This is a genomic window from Embleya sp. AB8, from assembly GCF_049739465.1.
Taxonomy (GTDB): domain Bacteria; phylum Actinomycetota; class Actinomycetes; order Streptomycetales; family Streptomycetaceae; genus Embleya.
The window spans coordinates 129,591-148,951 of sequence record NZ_JBMHHY010000020.1 but is presented as its reverse complement, the minus strand read 5'-3'; the positions used below and the strand labels follow the sequence as shown (position 1 = coordinate 148,951).

At 71.6% G+C, this 19,361-nt stretch carries 20 protein-coding genes; 11 read left to right on the top strand and 9 right to left on the bottom strand.

The features are described 5' to 3' along the window. Window positions 1-223: 223 nt before the first annotated feature. On the bottom strand, window positions 224-1,003 hold the full coding sequence (locus tag ABIA38_RS28715) for a VOC family protein (protein WP_424641756.1): 780 nt from the start codon (window positions 1,001-1,003) through the stop codon (window positions 224-226). A 109-nt stretch (window positions 1,004-1,112) separates the two neighbouring features. Here ABIA38_RS28715 and ABIA38_RS28710 point away from each other — a divergent pair, with 109 nt between their 5' ends. Next, entirely contained in the window at window positions 1,113-1,955 is an 843-nt protein-coding gene (locus ABIA38_RS28710) for a sulfurtransferase (RefSeq protein ID WP_424641755.1), read from the top strand. Window positions 1,956-2,039: 84 nt separating this feature from the next. Here the strand turns inward: ABIA38_RS28710 and sepH are convergent, their stop codons facing one another. Then, a complete protein-coding gene (sepH, locus tag ABIA38_RS28705; RefSeq protein ID WP_424641754.1) occupies window positions 2,040-3,143 on the bottom strand; it encodes a septation protein SepH in 1,104 nt (367 codons plus the stop codon). 432 nt (window positions 3,144-3,575) lie between these two features. On the opposite strand from sepH, the gene ABIA38_RS28700 reads away from it, so the two are divergent. Next, window positions 3,576-4,487 (top strand): hypothetical protein, encoded by a 912-nt coding sequence (locus tag ABIA38_RS28700; RefSeq protein ID WP_424641753.1) that lies wholly within the window; start codon window positions 3,576-3,578, stop codon window positions 4,485-4,487. 36 nt (window positions 4,488-4,523) lie between these two features. Here the strand turns inward: ABIA38_RS28700 and ABIA38_RS28695 are convergent, their stop codons facing one another. Further along, entirely contained in the window at window positions 4,524-5,852 is a 1,329-nt protein-coding gene (locus tag ABIA38_RS28695; RefSeq protein ID WP_424641752.1) for a D-arabinono-1,4-lactone oxidase, read from the bottom strand. Between the two features lie 148 nt (window positions 5,853-6,000). On the opposite strand from ABIA38_RS28695, the gene ABIA38_RS28690 reads away from it, so the two are divergent. Together ABIA38_RS28690 and ABIA38_RS28685 are read left to right on the top strand one after the other, a co-directional pair. Continuing rightward, the gene (locus tag ABIA38_RS28690; protein WP_424641751.1) at window positions 6,001-7,179 is read left to right on the top strand and encodes a ferrochelatase; all 1,179 of its coding nucleotides are present in this window, start codon (window positions 6,001-6,003) and stop codon (window positions 7,177-7,179) included. Further along, window positions 7,176-7,967 carry an inositol monophosphatase family protein gene (locus tag ABIA38_RS28685; RefSeq protein ID WP_424641750.1) on the top strand — a complete coding sequence of 264 codons (792 nt, stop codon included), beginning with the start codon at window positions 7,176-7,178 and terminating at the stop codon, window positions 7,965-7,967. Before ABIA38_RS28690 ends, ABIA38_RS28685 begins: the two co-directional genes overlap by 4 nt. A 161-nt stretch (window positions 7,968-8,128) precedes the next feature. Here the strand turns inward: ABIA38_RS28685 and ABIA38_RS28680 are convergent, their stop codons facing one another. Continuing rightward, on the bottom strand, window positions 8,129-8,302 hold the full coding sequence (locus ABIA38_RS28680) for a hypothetical protein (protein ID WP_020555845.1): 174 nt from the start codon (window positions 8,300-8,302) through the stop codon (window positions 8,129-8,131). 360 nt (window positions 8,303-8,662) lie between these two features. On the opposite strand from ABIA38_RS28680, the gene ABIA38_RS28675 reads away from it, so the two are divergent. The 3 genes from ABIA38_RS28675 to ABIA38_RS28665 all read left to right on the top strand — a co-directional run bounded on the left by ABIA38_RS28675 (window position 8,663) and on the right by ABIA38_RS28665 (window position 12,007). After that, entirely contained in the window at window positions 8,663-9,316 is a 654-nt protein-coding gene (locus ABIA38_RS28675; protein ID WP_078974953.1) for a response regulator transcription factor, read from the top strand. 8 nt (window positions 9,317-9,324) lie between these two features. Then, on the top strand, window positions 9,325-10,839 hold the full coding sequence (locus ABIA38_RS28670) for a sensor histidine kinase (RefSeq protein WP_424641749.1): 1,515 nt from the start codon (window positions 9,325-9,327) through the stop codon (window positions 10,837-10,839). Between the two features lie 217 nt (window positions 10,840-11,056). Further along, entirely contained in the window at window positions 11,057-12,007 is a 951-nt protein-coding gene (locus tag ABIA38_RS28665; RefSeq protein WP_424641748.1) for an acyl-ACP desaturase, read from the top strand. 71 nt (window positions 12,008-12,078) lie between these two features. Here ABIA38_RS28665 and ABIA38_RS28660 read toward each other — a convergent pair whose 3' ends face one another. From ABIA38_RS28660 to ABIA38_RS28650, 3 genes are all read right to left on the bottom strand, one after another. Beyond that, window positions 12,079-13,272: an ABC transporter permease gene (locus ABIA38_RS28660; RefSeq protein WP_424641747.1), complete on the bottom strand. Its 1,194-nt coding sequence runs from the start codon at window positions 13,270-13,272 to the stop codon at window positions 12,079-12,081. After that, a complete protein-coding gene (locus tag ABIA38_RS28655) occupies window positions 13,269-14,174 on the bottom strand; it encodes an ABC transporter ATP-binding protein (protein WP_424641746.1) in 906 nt (301 codons plus the stop codon). The genes ABIA38_RS28660 and ABIA38_RS28655 overlap by 4 nt, the downstream gene beginning before the upstream one ends. Before the next feature lie 123 nt (window positions 14,175-14,297). After that, window positions 14,298-14,816, bottom strand: coding sequence for a gamma carbonic anhydrase family protein (locus tag ABIA38_RS28650; RefSeq protein ID WP_424641745.1), 519 nt, complete (start codon window positions 14,814-14,816; stop codon window positions 14,298-14,300). Window positions 14,817-15,065: 249 nt separating this feature from the next. On the opposite strand from ABIA38_RS28650, the gene ABIA38_RS28645 reads away from it, so the two are divergent. Then, window positions 15,066-15,362, top strand: a complete 297-nt coding sequence (locus ABIA38_RS28645; protein WP_424641744.1) for a DUF4193 domain-containing protein — start codon at window positions 15,066-15,068, stop codon at window positions 15,360-15,362. Window positions 15,363-15,631: 269 nt separating this feature from the next. Here the strand turns inward: ABIA38_RS28645 and ABIA38_RS28640 are convergent, their stop codons facing one another. Together ABIA38_RS28640 and ABIA38_RS28635 are read right to left on the bottom strand one after the other, a co-directional pair. Beyond that, window positions 15,632-16,081 (bottom strand): DUF3093 domain-containing protein, encoded by a 450-nt coding sequence (locus ABIA38_RS28640; RefSeq protein WP_424641743.1) that lies wholly within the window; start codon window positions 16,079-16,081, stop codon window positions 15,632-15,634. Between the two features lie 32 nt (window positions 16,082-16,113). Beyond that, window positions 16,114-17,007 carry an SDR family oxidoreductase gene (locus ABIA38_RS28635; protein WP_424641742.1) on the bottom strand — a complete coding sequence of 298 codons (894 nt, stop codon included), beginning with the start codon at window positions 17,005-17,007 and terminating at the stop codon, window positions 16,114-16,116. 97 nt (window positions 17,008-17,104) lie between these two features. Here ABIA38_RS28635 and ABIA38_RS28630 point away from each other — a divergent pair, with 97 nt between their 5' ends. Genes ABIA38_RS28630 through ABIA38_RS28620 form a run of 3 tightly spaced genes read left to right on the top strand, consistent with a single transcriptional unit; the run spans window position 17,105 to window position 19,030 of the window. Next, window positions 17,105-17,686 (top strand): PaaI family thioesterase, encoded by a 582-nt coding sequence (locus tag ABIA38_RS28630; protein WP_424641741.1) that lies wholly within the window; start codon window positions 17,105-17,107, stop codon window positions 17,684-17,686. Next, window positions 17,683-18,210, top strand: coding sequence for a dUTP diphosphatase (gene dut / locus ABIA38_RS28625; protein WP_424641740.1), 528 nt, complete (start codon window positions 17,683-17,685; stop codon window positions 18,208-18,210). Before ABIA38_RS28630 ends, dut begins: the two co-directional genes overlap by 4 nt. A gap of 1 nt (window position 18,211) precedes the next feature. Continuing rightward, window positions 18,212-19,030, top strand: a complete 819-nt coding sequence (locus ABIA38_RS28620; protein ID WP_424641739.1) for a DUF3710 domain-containing protein — start codon at window positions 18,212-18,214, stop codon at window positions 19,028-19,030. Window positions 19,031-19,361 lie beyond the last annotated feature (331 nt).

Sequence of the window (19,361 nt, the reverse complement as noted above, 5' to 3'; positions counted from 1 at the left end):
TCGATGGTCGGACGATATGCGTCTCCCGGCCGAGGAAGGTCGCGGGCGGCGCGATTCCGTGTGTACGTAGGCGCACGGGTCCCGTCGATCCCGGACCCCGTTTCCGGACGGGAGCCCGTCGGACTCGACTCTACGTCACCCGTTTGGTTCAAGGGTGGAGTGGTTTCCGGTCGGAGTGGCGAGCTGGGTTCGGCCGCTCCGCCGGCCCCGATCGGCACGCCCGCTATTCCGGGTCGTTCGGGTTGGACGCCACCGCGATCACGTTGAACACCGCGCCCTGTGGGTCCTGCAGGGCCGCGACCCGGCCATATGGCGATTCCTCCGGCCCGCGCAGCACCTTGCCGCCGAGCGCGTCGACCCGATCGACCGTCTCGTCCGCGTCGCCCACCGCGAAATACGCGGCCCAGTGCGGCGGCGGCCCGTTGCGGGCGCCCGCGACGCCGCCCCGCGGCACGTCGCCCACCTGGAATGTCGCGTAGTCGAAGTCGGCGTCGGACATGTCCTGGTAGGTGTAGCCGAACGCCGCCGCGTAGAACTCCTTGGCCCGCGCGCTGTCCGGCGTGTAGAGCTCGTTCCACACCACCGCGCCGGGCTCGCCGACCACCCCCGCGCCGAGGTGGTCCCGCGCCTGCCAGATGCCGAACACACCCCCGGTCGGATCGGCCGCGAGCGCCATCCGGCCGAGCGTCTCGACCTCCATCGGCGGCACGATCACCCGGCCGCCGGCCCCGGTGATCCGGCGGACCGTCGCGTCGGCGTCGTCCGCCGCGAGGTAGGTGGTCCAGGCGATCGGCCCCTGCTGCGCCGGCGTCCGGTCCAGCAGGCCGGCCACCGGGCGCCCGTCCAGCGCGCAGGTCGTGCAGTGCCCGAGGTGGGCCGGACCGAGCTCCCCCTCCCAGCCGAACAGCCCCCGGTAGAAGGCCAGTCCGGCCGCGACGTCGGGCACCGCCAGGTCCACCCAGCACGGCACCCCGGTGGGATATCGCGAGGTCCAATCGCTCATCACTGCCTCCTCGGCAGACGGTGACAAATTCGGGCAATACGAAGTCGATGCTGCCACCCGGGTCGGACATCTGCTCGTCGCCGGCCGCCGTACGCGGCAGGATGCCGGTATGAGTTCCCTGATCAGCGCGGCCGATCTGGCCGCCGCCCTGGACGGTTTCGGGCCGCCGCTGGTGCTCGACGCCACCTGGCAGCTCGGCGGCCCGCCCGGCATCGACGCCTACCGGGTCGCCCATGTGCCCGGCGCCCACTTCGTCGACCTCTCCACGGAGTTGTCCGGACCACACACCCCCACCGGCGCCGGCGGCCGGCATCCGCTGCCCGAACCGGCCGCGTTCGGTGCGACCATGCGCCGGTTCGGGGTCGGACCGGAGACCGACGTGGTCGTCTACGACGGCGGGCAGAGTGTGGCCGCGGCCCGCGCCTGGTGGCTGCTGCGCTACTTCGGCCACGACCGGGTGCGCGTGCTCGACGGCGGCCTCGCGGCCTGGACCCGGGAGGGTCGGCCGGTCACCGACGTGGTGCCGGAACCCGCCGAACCGGGCACGTTCGTACCGCGCCCGGGCACCCTGCGCCGGCTGGACGCCGAGGAGACCGCGGCCCTGGTGGCCGCCGGTGGTGTCCTCCTGGACGCCCGCGCCGGTGAACGTTTCCGCGGCGAGACCGAGCCGATCGACGCGAAGGCCGGGCACATCCCCGGCGCGGTCAGCACGCCGGCGACCGAGTACACCCACCCCGACGGCCGCTTTCGCGAACCCGCCGAGCTGGCCGAATACTTCGCGGCCAAGGGCGCCGTCCCCGGCGCGCGGGTCGCCGCGTACTGCGGCTCCGGCGCGACCGCCGCGCACGAGGTGCTCGCCCTGTCCCTGGCCGGCATCCCGGCCGCGCTGTACGCCGGTTCGTGGAGCGACTGGATCACCGACCCGCGACGCCCGGTGGCCACCGGGGAGTAGCCCCTCCCGCCGAACCCGCGGAAAAGGAGCCGAGGGCCCGGGTAACGGACCCTCGGCTCCGGAAACCTCGATCGACCCCATCGATCATTCCCGCCGCTTGCGCCTGCTCCCGAAGACGATCTCGTCCCAACTGGGCACCGTGGCCCGGCGACCGGGACGCACGCCGTCCGCCTCGGCCTGTCGGTCGGTGCTGCCGACCAGTCGCTCGCGATGCGGCCCGACCACGCCGCGCGGTACCAGCACGTTCTCGTACGCGCTGCCCGCGCCCGCCGCGGCGGCCGGTGCCTGGGCGTCCTCTTCCTCGATCGCCTCGGCCCGCTCCTGGCGCTCGGCCCGTTCGGCGCGCTCGACGCGTTCGATGCGATCCGGGCGCTCGGCGCGTTCGATGCCGCCCACGCGCGGGCGCTCGGCCAGCGCGGTGACGTCGATCCGCATCGGCCCGGGGGAGGCATGTTGCGGCTGACCCTGCGGTTCGCCGCGCAGTCCGGGTACGGCGTCGAGCAGGCTGGTGATCGCGTCGTCCTCGTTCTCGCGCGGGATCGTGGCCAGGCGCGGTCGGAACGGGAACGGGGTCTCGGACGCGGCCGGGTGCTCGCCGATCAGCGACCGGGCCTCGTCGTCGTTGGTGGTGACCAGGCGTCGGGGCGGGTCGAAGCTCCAACTCGCCGAGCCCAGCTCGCCGTCGGCGCGGTAGAGCAGCAGGATCTCCCAGCTGCCGTCGTCGCGCCGCCACGAATCCCACTGCACCGACTCCGAGTCCGCGCCGCGCAGATGCAGCCGCTCGGTGACGATCTCGCCGAGCAGCGGCCCGGTGGTCTCGCCCTGGCGGCGGATCGGGGTCTTGCGGGCACGTTCGGCCATGAAGGCGCGCTCGGCGAGTACGGGACCCTCGAAGCGGCGCACGCGGTCCACCGGGATGCCGGCGAGCTGCGCGACCTCCTCCGCGGTGGCCCCGGCCCTTATCCGGGCCTGGATGTCCCGCGGGCGGAGCTGGCTTTCGACTTCGATCTCGATCTGGCCGAGTCTGGCGCGGTCGCCCCGGACGGCGGCGCGGAGCCGTTCGTCGATGGGCAACATGTACTCAGTGCCGTCGGCAGCCTTCAGCACCAACCGTGTGCCGTCGTTGCTGACGGCCACGACACGCAGTTCGGGCATGGGGACCTCCCGGGTGGTGCCTGCCGACGTCACCTGCGTCGTTGCTCCCGCTACGAGTGTGACCTGCCCAGCCTCGACAAAGCCACAACCTGACCGAGTTGTCCGGCGTGTCGGATTTATTACCTGACTGGCCGAATTGCCCTGGTTACACCATTTCGGGTAGATGCCGGGGCGGTGCCCCACCCTGACCCCTGCGGTTGGTCGCCTCCCCCTTCGCGCACGGGTCGTTCCGGAACCTGGCGTGAACAGTACTCCATTCGGGGGCTCTACCGGGACACACCGCGCCGCATCGGCGCGTCCCGTTCGGAGGAGTCGTTTTCGGCCGTCCGGGGTGATGTCGATCACAAGAATGAGCCGATCGGAACGATACGGATGGGCTGTTCAGTCGTAATCAGGGTGAAGTCCTGTTTTTCATGATTAGCCGCTGTCCGTGACCGAATGTGCGATGAACATGCAAGGAAAGTGATGCCGGAAAGGACCGGGAGTGAACGCCGCCGGATCGATGTCAACGTGGTGCAGGTCGTGGGCAGTGCCCTGGCGGCGATCTCCTCGGCTTTCCTGCTCTCCACGCTCGGTGTCGCCGGGACGGTGATCGGCGCGGCGCTCGCGAGTGTGGTCGCCACGGTGGGCAGCGCGCTGTACGTCCACCTCTTCCGGCGCACCGGCGAACAACTGCGCGAGGTATTGGTCCAGCCGAACGAGGGTGGCCCCGGGCCACTGCCCGGCACGCTCGATCCGCGGCCGGCGGCGGCCGAGACGATGGTGCTGCCGGTCGGTGGCTACGAGTGGATCGAGCCCGCCGCGACCGGCGCGGACGAGGTCGAACCCGCCTCGGACGGCCCCGAGCGGGTCTGGCTGGCCCGCTCGCTGATCGGGGCCGTACTGGTGTTCGTCGTCGCGATGGGTGTCGTCACGCTCGCCGAGACCGCGATCGGCCGCTCGTTCGCGAGCCTGTTCGGACACGGCGGCGGGAGCGACTCGACCATCTCGCGGATCGTGGACAACAAGCCCGCCCGGCACGAGACCCCGCGCCCGCCGAGCGGTTCGACGCCGGCCCCCGACGCGTCGGCGACGCCGGAGCCGACCCGCAGTGCGGCCGGCGGCGACAAGGGCACCTCGGGCGAGCCCGGCGGCGCTACCCCGGCCCCCTCGACCACGCCGGCCACGCGCCCGAGCGGCACCCCCTCGTCCGATCCGACCACGTCCAAGCCGCCGACCACGTCCCGGCCCACCACCCCGCCCGCCGACGGCTCGGGCGGCGGTGCGGGTGCGGGTGCGGCGAACGGTGGCGCGGCGGCCGGCGGCAGCGCGCTCGGCGGCGCCGACCACGACCCGCGGTCCGACGCGGCAGCCGGGACCGACACCACCCGGCGCTGAACCGCGCGCGGCGGCCCGGCCGGCACCCGCGCCCGCTCAGTCGCCCAGTACCCGCCGCAGGTATTCGTTGCCGAAGCGGCGCTCCGGGTCCACCCGGTCCCGGAGCGCCGTGAAGTCGGCGAACCTCGGATAGAGCTGCGCGAGGCGGTCCGCCTCGCGGGTGTGCATCTTGCCCCAGTGCGGGCGCCCGCCGTGGCCGACCATGATCTTCTCCACCTCGGTGAAGTAGCGCTCGTGCGGCGTCCCCTTGTACATGTGCACCGCGAGGTACGCGGTGTCGCGGCCGTACGCCGTGGACATCCACAGGTCGTCCGCCGGGGCCACCCGCACCTCCATCGGGAAGCCGATGGGCAGCCCGGCCGCCTCGACGAAGGCCCGCACCTCGGTCAGCGCGGCAGTGGCCGCGGCGCGCGGCAGGGCGTATTCCATCTCGATGAAGCGCACCCGGCGCGGGCTGGTGAACACCTTGTGCGAGGTGTCCGAGTAGGTACGCGCGGACAACGCGCGGCTGGACAGGCGCGCGATCGTGGGCACCGTCCGGGGCGCCGCCCTGCCGACCCGGCAGGCCAGCGAGAACACGCCGTTGGACAACAGTTCGTCGTCCAGCAGGAAACGTGCCTTGGACAACGGCTGCGCCGGCCCCTCGATCCGGTTGTTCCGCTTCACATTGCAGTTGTCGGTGTGCGGGAACCAGTAGAACTCGAAATGTTCGTTGTCCGCGCACAGCGCGTCGAAGTCGGCGAGCACCGCGTCCAGCTTCATCGGCTCCTCGCGCGCCTCCAACACGAAGCTCGGCTCCACCGCGAAGGTCAGTGCGGTGACGATGCCCAGCGCGCCCAGGCCGACCTGGGCACCGGCGAACAACTCGGCGTTCTCGGTCGGGGAACACGTGGTGATCTCGCCGTCGGCCAGCACGATCTCCAGGCCGCGGATCTGCGCGGCCAGCGAACCGGACGCCCGACCGGTCCCGTGGGTGCCGGTGGAGGTCGCGCCCGCCAGGGTCTGCACCGCGATGTCGCCCATGTTGGTCAGCGCCAGGCCGTACCCGGCGAGCAGCGCGTTGAAATCGCTCAGCCGCATCCCGGACCCCACCGTCACGGTCCCCGCCGCCCGGTCCAGCGCGTGCACCGCGGTCAGTCCCTCCGGGCGGATCTGCACCCCGTCGGTGACCGCGACCGAGGTGAACGAGTGCCCCGCGCCGACCGCCTTGACCGCCAAGCCCTGCCCGGCGGCCCGGCGGACCGCGGCCGAGACCTCCTCTGCGGAGCGCGGGGTGAGCACCGAGTGCGGTCGCGCGGACTGGTTTCCGGTCCAGTTCCGCCACGTGGGCGGCGTCTTGGCAACGGCGGGGGTGGTGCTGCTCAACGCGTTCCTCCTGGGGTCGCCGCGGGATCTGCCGGACACTACTCGCGCGCCCACGGACCCGGAAGGGTTCGCGCGTCGATCCGCCGCAACTGACCTCCTCCGCAGGTCGGGTGCGGGGGAGGGGGTCCGCGATGCGAGGATCACAGGCATGCACGCGACACCGGCCCCCGACCCCAGTCCGTTCGACGCGCTCCTGGTGCTCTCCTTCGGCGGCCCGGACGCCCCCGACGAGGTGCTGCCGTTCCTGGAGAACGTGACCGCGGGACGCGGGGTGCCCCGCGAACGCCTCGAGGAGGCCGCCGGGCACTACGCGCACTTCGGCGGCGCCAGCCCGATCAACGCGCAAAACCGCGCGCTGATCGCGGCGATCGAGGCCGACCTCGCCGCGCACGGGCCGGCCCTGCCGGTCTACTGGGGTAACCGCAACTGGCGCCCCTACCTGGCGGACACCGTGCGCCGGATGGCCGACGACGGGATCCGCCGCGCCGCGGTCCTGGTGACCAGCGCCTACGCCTCCTACTCGGGCTGCGCGCAGTATCACGAGAACCTGCTCGCGGCCCAAGGCGAAGTCGGCGACCGGGCCCCGGCGTTCGACAAGTTGCGGCACTTCTTCAACCACCCCGGCTTCGTCGAGCCGCTGGTGGACCACGTGGTGGCCGCGCTGGCCGAACTGCCCGAGCCGGTCCGCACCGGCGCCCGACTGGTCATGGTCACCCACTCGATCCCCACCGTCACCGCGCGCACCGCGGGCCCCGACGGGGACGCGTACGTGACCCAGCACCGGGAGACCGCACGCCTGGTCGCCGAGGGCGTGGCGCGCGTGGTCGGGCGCGCGCACGACTGGGACCTGGTCTACTCCAGCCGCAGCGGGCCGCCTCAGGTGCCGTGGCTGGAGCCGGACGTCAACGACCACCTGGTGGCACTGGGGCGGGGCGGTGCGGTGCCCTCGGCGGTGCTGGTGCCGATCGGATTTCTCTCCGATCACCTGGAAGTGGTCTACGACCTCGACGTGGAGGCCGCCGCGACGGCCGCGCGGATCGGGCTGCCGATCAGCCGGGCCGCGACCACCGGCGCCGACCCCAGGTTCGCCGGCGCGGTGCGCGAACTCGTCCTGGAACGTGCCGCGACGCTGCGCGGCGAGGCGCCCGCGCGCTGCGCGCTCGGGGTGTCGGGCGCGGCGCACGACGTGTGCCCGATCGGCTGCTGCCCCGACCCCAGGGCGCTGAGCGCGAACCCCCGGGCGCTGCCCGCCGACCCGGCGACGGCCGCCCGGGCGCCCCGCGGGCAGGCGCTGCTCGGCCGAGCCGCCGGCAGGATGGCCCCATGACGATCGACACCGCGGAACTCCTGGCCATCGCCCGCGACGCGGCCCGGCACACCGGCGGCTTCCTGCTGCACGAGCGGCCCGCCGACCTGGGCGTGGCGGCCACCAAGAGCAGCCCCACCGACGTGGTCACCGAGATGGACACGGCCGCGGAGAAACTGATCATCGAACGTATCCGCACCCATCGGCCCGACGACGGCTTCCTCGGCGAGGAAGGTGACGCGAGCGAGGGCAGCAGCGGCGTGCGCTGGGTGATCGACCCGATCGACGGCACCGTCAACTACCTCTACGACCTGCCCGGTTGGTGTGTGTCGATCGCCGCCGAGACGGCCGAGGGCACGTTGCTCGGCGTGGTCGAGGTGCCGGTGGTCGGCGAGACGTTCCACGCCGTGCGCGGCGGCGGCGCGTACCGCAACGGCAAGCCGATCCGCTGCCGCCCCTCGGCCTCCTCGGACCGGGCCCTGGTGGCCACCGGATTCGGCTACACCGTCGAGCGGCGCACCCGACAGGCCGCGGTGATCGCCGCGCTGCTGCCCCGGGTGCGCGACCTGCGCCGGGCCGGCTCGGCCGCGATCGACCTGTGCTCGGTGGCCTCGGGACGGGTGGACGCCTACTACGAGCGCGGGCTGAACCCGTGGGACGTGGCGGCGGGCGCGCTGATCGCCCGCGAGGCCGGCGCCGAGGTGGTCGAGGACCTGTGGCCCGAGCCCGACGGCTCGACCGTGTGCCTGGCCGCGCCCGCCGCACTGCGCGCCGAACTCGAGGCGGCACTGGCCGCTCTGCACGCGTAACTGCGCACACCCGTGAGGCCCGGATCGTCTCGATCCGGGCCTCACGGGTCCTGGCGTTGCTCGCCCCGACAGCCGAACCCCCGGCGTCCGCTGGGGACCTCGCCGGGGGAGAACAAAAAAGTACCGCTGTGTCGTGGTGCGTTGGCTCGGGTCGGTGTGGCTCAGGCGCTTTCCGGCAGCACCCGCACGCCGTGCTCCGACGCCATGCGCAGAAGGTCGTCCAACTCGGACTGCTCGACCTCGACGAGGAAATCGTCGCCGGTGTCGCAAGCCTGCTTCAAAGCCTGTTCGGTCTCACGTATGCGTCGCAGTACGCCGGCCGTGAATTCGTCCATAAGGCCGCCCCAATGTCACTCGTCGTCGCCGGTTTCGGTTGTCCTACCCCCCGTGCAACGCCGGGGAAACCACCGATCCGGGCCTTTGCCGCCGCCTGATCGAGGGGCCTGACCAGCGGCCTTGCGCCGACCAACGGCCCGGTGTCGGACTTTCCGGGGCGTACCGGAATCCTTCCCTCCCGCAGGGGGTGCCGTAACGTCCGGAGGCGGTCCACCGCCCGGCGCACCCGGCGCACCACCCGCGCCGGCTCCGGTCCGCAGGCCGGCTTACCGGGGCTTTACCGGGGGGCGGGGGAAGATGGAGAACGGATCCGTCCGATTCGTGGATCCATTCCATTCAGCGAGCAGGAGGCACAGCCGGTGCGGGTTCTCGTAGTCGAGGACGAGCAGCTCCTGGCGGACGCGGTCGCGACCGGGTTGCGCCGGGAAGCCATGGCCGTCGACGTCGTGTACGACGGGGAGGCGGCGCTCGAACGAATCGCCGTCAACGACTACGACGTGGTGGTGCTCGACCGGGACCTGCCGATCGTGCACGGCGACGACGTGTGCCGCGCGGTCGTGGACACCGGCATCCCCATGCGGGTGCTGATGTTGACCGCCGCCGGCGATGTCAGCGACCGGGTCGAGGGCCTGGAGTTGGGGGCGGACGACTATCTGCCCAAGCCGTTCGCGTTCAGCGAGCTGATCGCCCGGGTGCGGGCGCTGGGCCGGCGGGCGGTCTCGCCGCTGCCGCCGGTCCTGGAGCGGGCCGGCATCCGGCTGGACCCCAACCGGCGCGAGGTGCTGCGCGAGGGTGTGCCGGTGCACCTGTCGCCCAAGGAGTTCGCCGTCCTCGACGTGCTGATGCGCGCGGACGGCGCGGTGGTCTCGGCCGAGCAACTCCTCGAGAAGGCCTGGGACGAGAACACCGACCCGTTCACCAACGTCGTGCGCGTCACCGTGATGACGCTGCGCCGCAAGCTCGGCGAGCCGCCCGTCATCCTGACGGTGCCCGGCGCCGGATACCGCATTTGAGGACCGCCATGAACGACAGCTCTCGGGCCGTCCCGGCGGAAGCCGGCCAAACCGCGACCGGCTCCGCGGAGCCGGGCCCGGGCGCCTCGACCGCGCCCGCAAAGCCGGGCCCGGCGGCCCGGTCCGGCCCACCCCCGCGCCCGGGCCGGCCGCCCCAGCCGCCGCGCCCCAGCGCGCCGCCCACCCCGGGCGCACCCGCCGCGCCGGTCCCACCCGGTGGCTCGGGCGCCACCGGCGCGCCGCCCAGGCCCAACCGGGAACCCGTTCGCGATCCACAACGCCCGGCCGCCGGCGGCCGGCGGCTGATCCTGGGTCGGGACGCGGACGACGCGGCGGAGATGTCGCGGCTGTCGCGGATGGCCCCCTCCCAGCTCCCGGCGCTGCTGCGATCCACCATCAAGATGCGGCTGACCGCGCTCTACGGCGGCATGTTCCTGATCGCCGGAGTGCTCCTGCTCGGCACCGTCTATCTGCTGGTGCGGCAGAGCCTGACCGAGGGCCGGCTGAATCTGAGCCTCGCGCCGAACACGTTGATGACCATCAACGGGGTGCCGATGACACCCGATCAGTTCGAGCAGTGGCAGACCATCCAGCAGATCCACCAGCGCGACACCGCGCTGAACTCGCTGCTCCAGCAGTCGCTCCTGGCCCTGCTCCTGCTGTCGGTGGTCGCCTTCGGGTTCGGCTACGTGATGGCCGGGCGGGTGTTGCGCCCGCTGGGGCGGATCACCGCGATCGCGCGCGAGGTGGCCGGATCCAACCTGCACCGGCGGATCGACCTGGACGGCCCCGACGACGAGTTCAAGGAGCTCGCGGACACCTTCGACGACATGCTCGACCGGCTGGACCGGTCCCTGGAGTCGCAGCGCAAATTCGTCGCCAACGCGTCCCACGAGCTGCGCACCCCGCTGGCGATCAACCGCACCCTCCTGGAGGTCGCGCTCGGCGATCCGGAGGCGTCCGTCGAGCTCAAGCAACTCGGCAAGACCCTGCTGGCCACCAACGAGCGCAGCGAGGGCCTGATCGAGGGCCTGCTGCTGCTCGCCCGCAGCGACAACGAGCTGACCGAGCGCAAGCCGGTGGACCTGGCCGAGGTGGCCCGGCGCGCGGTGGACCAGACCGGCGCGGAGGCCGCCGAGCGCAAGGTGACACTGCGCGACGAGCTGGGTCCCGCGGTGCTCCAGGGCAACGGGGTGCTCCTGGAGCGGGTCGCGATGAACCTGATCCAGAACGCGGTGCGCTACAACCGGGCCGACGGCACCGTCGACATCTCCACCGAAACCGGCGCCGGGGTCTCGGTGCTGACCGTGACCAACACCGGCCCCGTGGTGCCCGGCTACGAGGTGGACAACATGTTCGAGCCGTTCCGGCGGCTGCGCACCGAGCGGATCGCCAGCGACAAGGGTGTGGGCCTCGGGTTGTCCATCGTGCGCTCGATCGTGCGCGCGCACGGGGGCTGGATCGAGGTCGAGCCCCGTGACGAGGGTGGCCTGATGATGCGGATCGGCTTCCCGACCGGTTGATCGCCGGGTGCGGCGGCCCGCTCGACCGGGCCGCCGCGACCGAACCGGCTCGCACGTATGTACGAGAGTCGGGGATCACATTTCCGTCTGGGGGTGGAACCAACCTACGCTGTCGTAAGTTACGGAATCGTAGGGACGCGTCGTGCGGGCGATGCACAGCGTCGTCCTCCGTGTCTGCCACCTTTACGACGTTGTCTGCCGATGCCCTGGAGAGCCGATGAACCTTCTCGCCCCCGCCCCGACCGGCGCCGACCTGCTCCATGAGTTGGAGCAGGTCGTCGCCGTCGAGCTGGACCGCCACCTGGCCGTGGCCAAGGAGTGGTTCCCGCACGAGTACGTGCCGTGGAGTGCCGGTCGCGACTTCGACGGTGTGCTCGGTGGCGAGGCGTGGACCCCGGAGGAGTCCGGGCTCACCGACGTCGGCCGGATAGCTCTCACGCTCAACCTGCTGACCGAGGACAACCTGCCCAGCTACCACTACGAGATCGCCGCGATGTTCGGCCGCGACGGCGCGTGGGGCACCTGGGTGCACCGCTGGACGGCCGAGGAGGGCCGGCACGGCATCGCGATCCGCGACTACCTGATGGCCGCCCGCGCGGTGGACCCCGTCGCGCTCGAGCGCTCGCGCATGGAGCACATGGAGGCCGGCTATCAGGGCGACCACATGGACAACCCGCTGCACGTGATCGCCTACGTGACCTTCCAGGAGCTGGCCACCCGGGTCTCGCACCGCAACTCCGGCCGCACCTGTGGCGACCCGATCGCCGAGCAGCTGCTCGCGAAGGTGGCCACGGACGAGAACCTGCACATGGTCTTCTACCGCAACCTGCTCAAGGCGGCCTTCGAGATCGCCCCCGACCAGGCGATGCGCGCGGTCACCGAGATGGTCACCGACTTCCGGATGCCCGGACACGGGATCAGCGGCTTCGAGCGCGCGGCGGTCAAGCTCGCGGTGGGCGGCGTGTACAACCTGCCGATCCACCAGAACGACGTGATCCTGCCGGTGCTGCGCCACCTCAAGATCATGGAGCGCACCGACCTGGGCCCCGAGGGCGAGAAGTCCCGTGAGGAGCTCGCCCTGTTCCTGGGCGACCTGGACTCCCAGGTGGTGCGCTTCGAGGAGCGCCGGCTGGCGCTCGCGGCCCGCAAGGCGGCCAACCGGGCCTGAGCCCGAGCCCGACCACGACCGGGTCCGCCGCCCCCTCGGGGACGGCGGACCCGGGTTCCGTATTCGTGGCCTCAGCGCTTGCGGGTCGCGCCCAGCGACTCCTTGAGGGCGACCTTGCCACCCATCCGCAACACCGCGCCCTCGTACATGCGCGCGGCCAGCCGGACCAGCCCCACCAGGGCGAGCAACGCGATCGCCAGCGCGGCGACGTTCTCCCATACGGAGACCTCGTCGGCGGCGGTCAGGGTCGGCTGGAGCATCGCCGAGAACGGTGGGACGTAGGCCAACACGTGGGCGAGCGTGCCGCCCTCCCGGCCCAGGAACACCGCGGCCAGGAACGAGGCGATCAGCAGCGACGACATCGGCGTGACGACGTTCTGCAGATCCTCCTGGCGGGAGACCCGGGCCGCGGCGGCGGCGAACATGCACGCGTAGATCGCGTAGCCCACCACGAACCACAGCAGCACCAGCACCACCGGATAGACCATCGCGCCGGTCAACTCGACGGTGCCCAAGGCGGACGCGGCGGCCATGCCGACCACTGCGGTGACCAGCATCTGCAACAGGCCGAGCAGCCCGATGCCCAGGATCTTCCCGGTCAACAGCGCCCGCGCGGGCACGGTGGCCAGCAGGATCTCCACGATCCGGCTCGACTTCTCCTCGACCACACCGCTCGCCACCCACATGCAGAACAGCATCAGCATGCCGTAGAGCACGAGGGTGCCGACGAAGGCGATGCCCTTGCGGGTGTCGCGCTGCTTGGCCTTCGGATCCAGGGTCGTTTTGGGCATCGGGGCGATCGCCGACGCCTGGTTCACCGCACCCGGGTCGATGCCCGCCGCGCCGAGGCGCTGATCGCGCTCCACGGTGGCCCAGGAACTCTGCAGGACGGCCGCCAGCGGATCGGGCAGTTTGCTGTCCACCAGGATGCGACCGTTGTCCACGACGGCGTCCAGTTTCCCGTCGGAGAGCGCCTTCTCGGCCGCTGCGCGGTCGGCGACCGCGCCGACCCGCACGTCCACGTCGAGCAGCGTGGCCTGGCGCTCCGCGGTGCGCGCCAGCTGGGCCTGCTGCGGTCCGAGGAAGGCCACGTCGTAGCTCTTCGAGCCGCCGCCGAGCGCGGCCGGGACGGCCACCGAGGCCAGCAGGATCGCCAGCATCACGCCGACCGAGATCTGGAAGCCCCGATCCCGGATGCGCTCGGTGAACTCGCGCCGCGCGACCAGCCGGACGGCGGACCAAAACGTGCTGTCGCCGGATCTCATGCGCCGACCTCCGTACCGTTCACGACCTCACGGAAGAGTTCGGCGAGCGAGGGCGTCGCGGGCGCGAACGCCAGCACCCGGCCCGCCGCGCGGGCCGCGTCGAGCAGCGCCTGCTCACCGGTCCCGGAATGCAGTTCGACCAGCGTTTCCTCGCCCTCGACGGCGAGCACCGCGAGGCCGGGCAACTCGTTCGCCCAGTCCGCGGGCGCGCCCGCCACCCGTACCCGATAGCGCACCGCGCGCCGATCCCCGCGCAACTCGGCCACCGTGCCCGAGGCGTGCATCCGCCCGCCGTTGATGATCCCGACCGCGTCGCACAACGACTCGACCAGTTCGAGCTGGTGACTGGAGAAGAGCACCGATGCGCCGGCGGCGGTGCGCTCGCGCAGCACGCCGGCCATCACATCCACACCGACCGGGTCCAGGCCGGAGAACGGCTCGTCCAGGACCAGCAGCTCCGGCTCGTGGACCAGTGCCGCAGCCAGCTGGACCCGTTGCTGATTGCCCAGCGAGAGGGACTCCAGGCGGTCCTCGGGGGCGCCCGCCACGTGGAGCCGCTCCAGCCAGTGCCCGGCCGACGCGCGCGCCGCCGAGCGGGTCATCCCGTGCAGCTCGGCCAGATAGACCAACTGGTCCCGGATGCGCATCTTGGGGTAGAGCCCACGCTCCTCGGGCATGTAGCCCCAGCGCCGACGGACCTCCCGGTCCACCGCCGCGCCGCGCCAGCGGATCTCGCCCGCGTCCGGCGTCAGAACACCCAGCGCGATGCGCATGGTGGTCGTCTTGCCGGCCCCGTTGGTACCCACGAATCCAAACATTTGGCCCGGTTGCACGCTCAGCGAGAGGTCGTCCAGGACGACCTTCCCGCCGAATCGCTTGTCCAGGCCCGACAACTCGAGCACGAATCTCCCCGTATGGTTCAGCCCCCCCATATCGCACTTATATACGGGTCGATCGGGAGCGGCCAAACCTGCTTTCGAGTGTGCGATCCGACACACCCGGGTGAACCTCGCGCGGCCCGTCGATCAGTCCACGCGGCGCAGGTCCCGACGGAATCGGCGGCCGTTCTCGACGTAGCTGCGCACCGCCTCGGCGAATGCCCCGGGCGCGACGGCGTTCTCGCGGATCCTCGCGGGCACTCCGAGGGCCATCGCGTAGGACGGCACCTCGATCCGGTTTCCGACCACCGCACCCGCTCCCACCAGGGCACCCGTGCGAACCACGGCCTGATGCATGACCACCGCGCCGTTGCCCACCAGGCAGCGGTCCTCGATCACGCAGCCCTCCAAATGCACAATGTGACCGATCACGCACTCGTCGCCCACTACCGTCGGCCACGGCGCCGTCGTGTGCAGTACGCACCCGTCCTGTACCGACGTGCGCTCGCCGATCACGATCCGCCCGTGATCGGCGCGTAGTACGGCGCCCGGCCACACCGTAGAATCCGCGCCGATCTCCACGCTGCCGATCACGACCGCATCGGGGTGCACGTACGCATCGGGGTGCACCTTGGGCATTTGATCACCCAGCGCGTAGACCGTCACGATTCCTCCTGGTTGTGCAGGGCGGTACGGGGTTACAGTGGCCCCCCATCCAACCAAGTCACCTCTTTGGGGGTTCGGTTGGGTGTCGATTGCGTAACGAGCCTTGATGTAAGGCAAAATCTGCGCTTCGGGTCGGGCACAACTCCGGCCCCTCAAGCGTTACGTGCGCTGAAGGCATCGTCCAAGAGGGTTCACGGGCGGTGTCTGCACGACTGAGCACCGCAGATCCACCCGGAGGGGGAGAGGTACATGGCAACCGACTACGACACCCCGCGTAAGACCGACGACGACATCAACGAAGACAGCATCGAGGAGCTGAAGGCTCGACGCGTGGACAAGTCGGCCGGTTCGGTCGACGTCGACGAGTTCGAGCAGGCCGAATCTCTCGAGCTTCCCGGCGCGGACCTCTCCAATGAGGAGCTGTCCGTCCGGGTCGTCCCGAAGCAGGCCGACGAATTCACGTGCTCCAGCTGCTTCCTGGTGCACCACCGCAGCCAGCTGGCCAAGGAGAGGGACGGCCAGATGATTTGTAGCGACTGCGCCTGATCGTGTTCGGTCGAGGACGACCGGCGATGAACGGCAACCCTGCACACGCCATCCGGGTATCGGCAGGAGTTGGACCGTAGACGTTCGCCGAGCGTCCTCGAGCGCAACGGCACGACAGGGAACGAAGCGAAGCATCGAAACAATCGAAGACGCACGCACGACGTACGAAGTCGAACGTCCGCCGACGCACGGCGGGCGTTCTTGACTGTCCGGCGCCGGACCCCGGCGCCGGTCGGTCCCGCACACCCCGGGACGGGTCCGCGCCGCGCTCAGGCGCGGGCGCGCATCGCCGCCACCACGTCGATCAGCCGCTGCGGGTTGCGCGAGGACAGATAGAGGTAGGGCGTGGGATCGGCCGGGTCGACGACCTCGATCCGCGCGGCCAGCGGCAGATAGGCGCGCAGCACCATGAACGCGCGCGGGTCCGCGCTCTCCATCCGCAACGCGCGCGCCTGCTCGGGGTCGAGCGCGACACCCGCGCCCAGCGCGCTCAGCGGGATCCGGGCCCGGCCCGCGAGCAACTCGGTCTCGGTCACGGTGATCCGCGCCGCGCCGTAGGCACCGGTGGCCCACGCCGTCAGCGCGGCCAGGACCAGGGCCAGCACGATGGTCGGCACGATCCCGAAGGCCAGGCCCACCAGCCCGCCCGAGACGCCCATGAGCACGGTCAGGGCCCACCACGAGGCCGGCACGCCGAGTCGTTCGCTGTACGCCTGCATGGGACCAGCCTGTCATGCGCGGCGGACACGGTTCAGCGGGGGCCGTGCCGCCGGGTCAACCGGGCCAGCGTGCGGGTGACCCGCTCCGGCGGAGTGCGCAGCCCCGTCGCCACCCCTTTGGCGTAGTCCGAAAGGGCCGTCGGGGCCAGCAGGTCGAGCACCGCACCGGCCCGGGCATCGCCGCCCACCAGGTAGCGCGGGCGCGGCCGGGGCACGCTCAGCGCGGTGCGCACCGCGTGCGCGACCGGGGCCGGGTCGGGCAGCGCCTTGGCCCGGCGCACGATGTCGTCGGCGAGTTCGTACGAGTCGTGGTAGGCCGACGTCTTGCGCGGCGGCAGCCTGGACATGCCGCGCTCCCAGATGTCCGTCCCGAAGCCGCCCGGCTCGATCAGCACCACCTTGACCCCGAATCCGGCGGTCTCCATCCGCAGCGCGTCGGTGATCGCGCCCAGCCCCTGCTTGCTCGCGCAGTACCAGCCCACGAACGGGGTGGAGATCCGGCCGGAGATCGACGAGATGTTGACGATCCGCCCGTCCCGGCGCTGCCGCATCCGCGGCAGGACCAGGCGCGCGATCCGCGCGGGCGCGATCAGATCGGTCTCCAGTTGGGCGCGGACCCGTTCGTCGTCCACGTCCTCGATCGCGCCGGGCTGACCGATCCCGGCGTTGTTGACCACCGCCCACGGGCCGCCGCCGGTCATCTGGGCGATCTCGGTGAAGGCCCGCACCGTCGAGGTCGCGTCGGCGACGTCGAGCAGGACCGTGCGCACCCCCACCTCGGCCCGCTCGGCCGCCGCGCACAGTCGTTCGGCCTTGTCCCGGGTCCGGGCCGTGCCGATCACGTCGAAGCCGGAGCCCGCCAGCTCCAATGCGACGGCCAGGCCGATCCCACCGGTCGCCCCGGTGACGACCACGCTCTTGGTCATGCGCTTCCTTCCGTCCCGCGACCTGTTCGGCCGCGGCGCCGGCGGCCCCCGAGCCGCTGCGCAGGTGTCGGTCGCAACGACGGTAGTGTCATTCGGCGTGAGTCGACCAACATCCCTGACCCCGCCTCCGGACGCGGTGGTGCCCAGGCCCCACCCGGATGCCCCACCGCCCGGCACGGAGCTGGGCGAGCACTACAGCGACTGCTTCGGCTGCGGCGAGGCCGCCCCCGGCGGGCTGCGCATTCGCGCGCGCGCCGGCGAGGGTGTATCCGTGGACGCCGAGTTCACCGTCACCACGCTGCACCAGGGCGCCCCGGGCCTGGCCCACGGCGGGCTGCTGACCTGCGCGTTCGACGAGGCGCTGGGGGCGATCGGCTACATGCTGCACACCACGGCGGTGACCGGGCACCTGGAGACCGACTTCCGGCGCCCGGTCCCGGTGGGCGCCACGCTGTACATCCACGCGTGGTGCGAGGCGGTGGCCGGCCGCAAGATCTACTCGCGCGCGGTGGGCCGACTCGACTCGCCGGACGGGCCGGTCGCGGTCGAGGCGGCGGCGCTGTTCGTGAGCGTGGGACTGCGGCACTTCGTCGACAATGGACGTGCCGAAGACGTACAGCGCGTCATGGACAACCCCGACCTGTCGAAGGCGGCCCGAGCATTCGAGGTGAACCCGTGAGCACGAGTGTGGACATCCTGGTGCGCCGGCTCGACCCCGATCTGCCGCTGCCCGCCTACGAGCACCCGGGCGACGCGGGCGCCGACCTGGTGACCGCGCAGGACGCGGAGATCGCCCCCGGCGAGCGGATGGTGCTGCCCACGGGCATCGCGATCGCGCTCCCGGACGGCTACGCCGCGTTCGTGCACCCGCGCTCCGGACTCGCCGCGCGGTGCGGAGTATCCCTGGTGAACGCCCCGGGCACAGTCGATGCGGGATACCGTGGCGAAATCAAGGTTGTCGTGGTCAACCACGACCTGCGTACGCCGGTCGTTTTTCGTCGCGGCGACCGAATCGCCCAACTTGTGATCCAACGGGTCGAGCGAGCGGGGTTCCACGAGGTCGCCGAGCTGCCCGGTTCCGGGCGGGGCGAAGGCGGCTTCGGTTCCACCGGCGGGCACGCGGCGGTCGGCGTTGGTGCGCCGGACGCGGCGGGCAGCGCGGGCATCGTGCAAGACTCGGCTTCCGACAGGGAAGGACTGTGACGTGTTCGGTCGTCGCCGACGCAGCGAAAAGGATGATCTGCCCGTCGAGGAGCGCGAAGACCTCGACGACATCATCGAGGACGAGGACGACGCCGACGAGGCGTCGAGTGAGGCGGCCGGGTCGGCCGCCGACGACTCGGACCTCGACGAGCTGAGCCGACCGATCCCGCCCGCGCCCCGGCCGGACGGTCCGTGGGACTTCGAGGAGCTCGAGGACCCGCACGAGGATCGCATCGACCTCGGCGGGATGCTCATCGCCGGCGACCCGCGGATGGAACTGCGGGTCGAGGTCTCCAACGACCTGATCATCGCGGCCACGGTGGTCCTGGAGGACAGCGGTCTGCAACTCCAGGCGTTCGCCGCGCCGCGCAACGAGAGCATCTGGCACGAGGTGCGGGCCGAGATCGCCTCCGGCATCACCCAGCAGGGTGGCGTCGTGGACGAGCAGGACGCCGGCCTCGGCTGGGAACTGCGCGCCCAGGTGCCGGTCCAGCTCCCGGACGGGACGCAGGGCCACCAACTGGTCCGCTTCGTCGGGTGCGACGGGCCGCGCTGGTTCCTGCGCGGGGTGATCTCCGGTCGGGCGGCGGTGGATCCCACCGTCGGCGCCGACCTGGAGGCGATGTTCCGCGACACGGTCGTGGTGCGCGGCAACGACCCGATGGCGCCGCGCGACCCGATTCTGCTGCGGCTGCCGGAGAACGCCCAGGTCGACCCGAACAGCGGGCTCGCGGTGCCGCCGCAGGGCGCCGAGGAGAACCGCTTCGCGGGCGACCTCGACCCCTTCCAGCGCGGCCCGGAGATCACCGAGGTGCGCTGACTCGCGGCGGTTCGCGAGAAAATCGAATACCCCCGAAGGACACCGAGGCCCGGGCCCGCCGAAAGGCGGGACCGGGCCTTGTGCATGTGTGGTTCCGGAAACCGCGAATCTTGATGTCAAGGGCACGTCAAGAAGGCATATGAGCACGTTAGGGCGCCGCCAACGCTTTCGGATTTGCCCTTTTTATGAGGATTTTTGACGGCTTGGAACTGCTATCAATGACCTCGCCACGGGCGATCAAGCGCCTGTCCGTTCCGAGGAGTACCCGCGATGGCTGATGTGGCCTTCGTATTCCTGACGATCGCGTTCTTCGCGCTGGTCGTCCTGATCG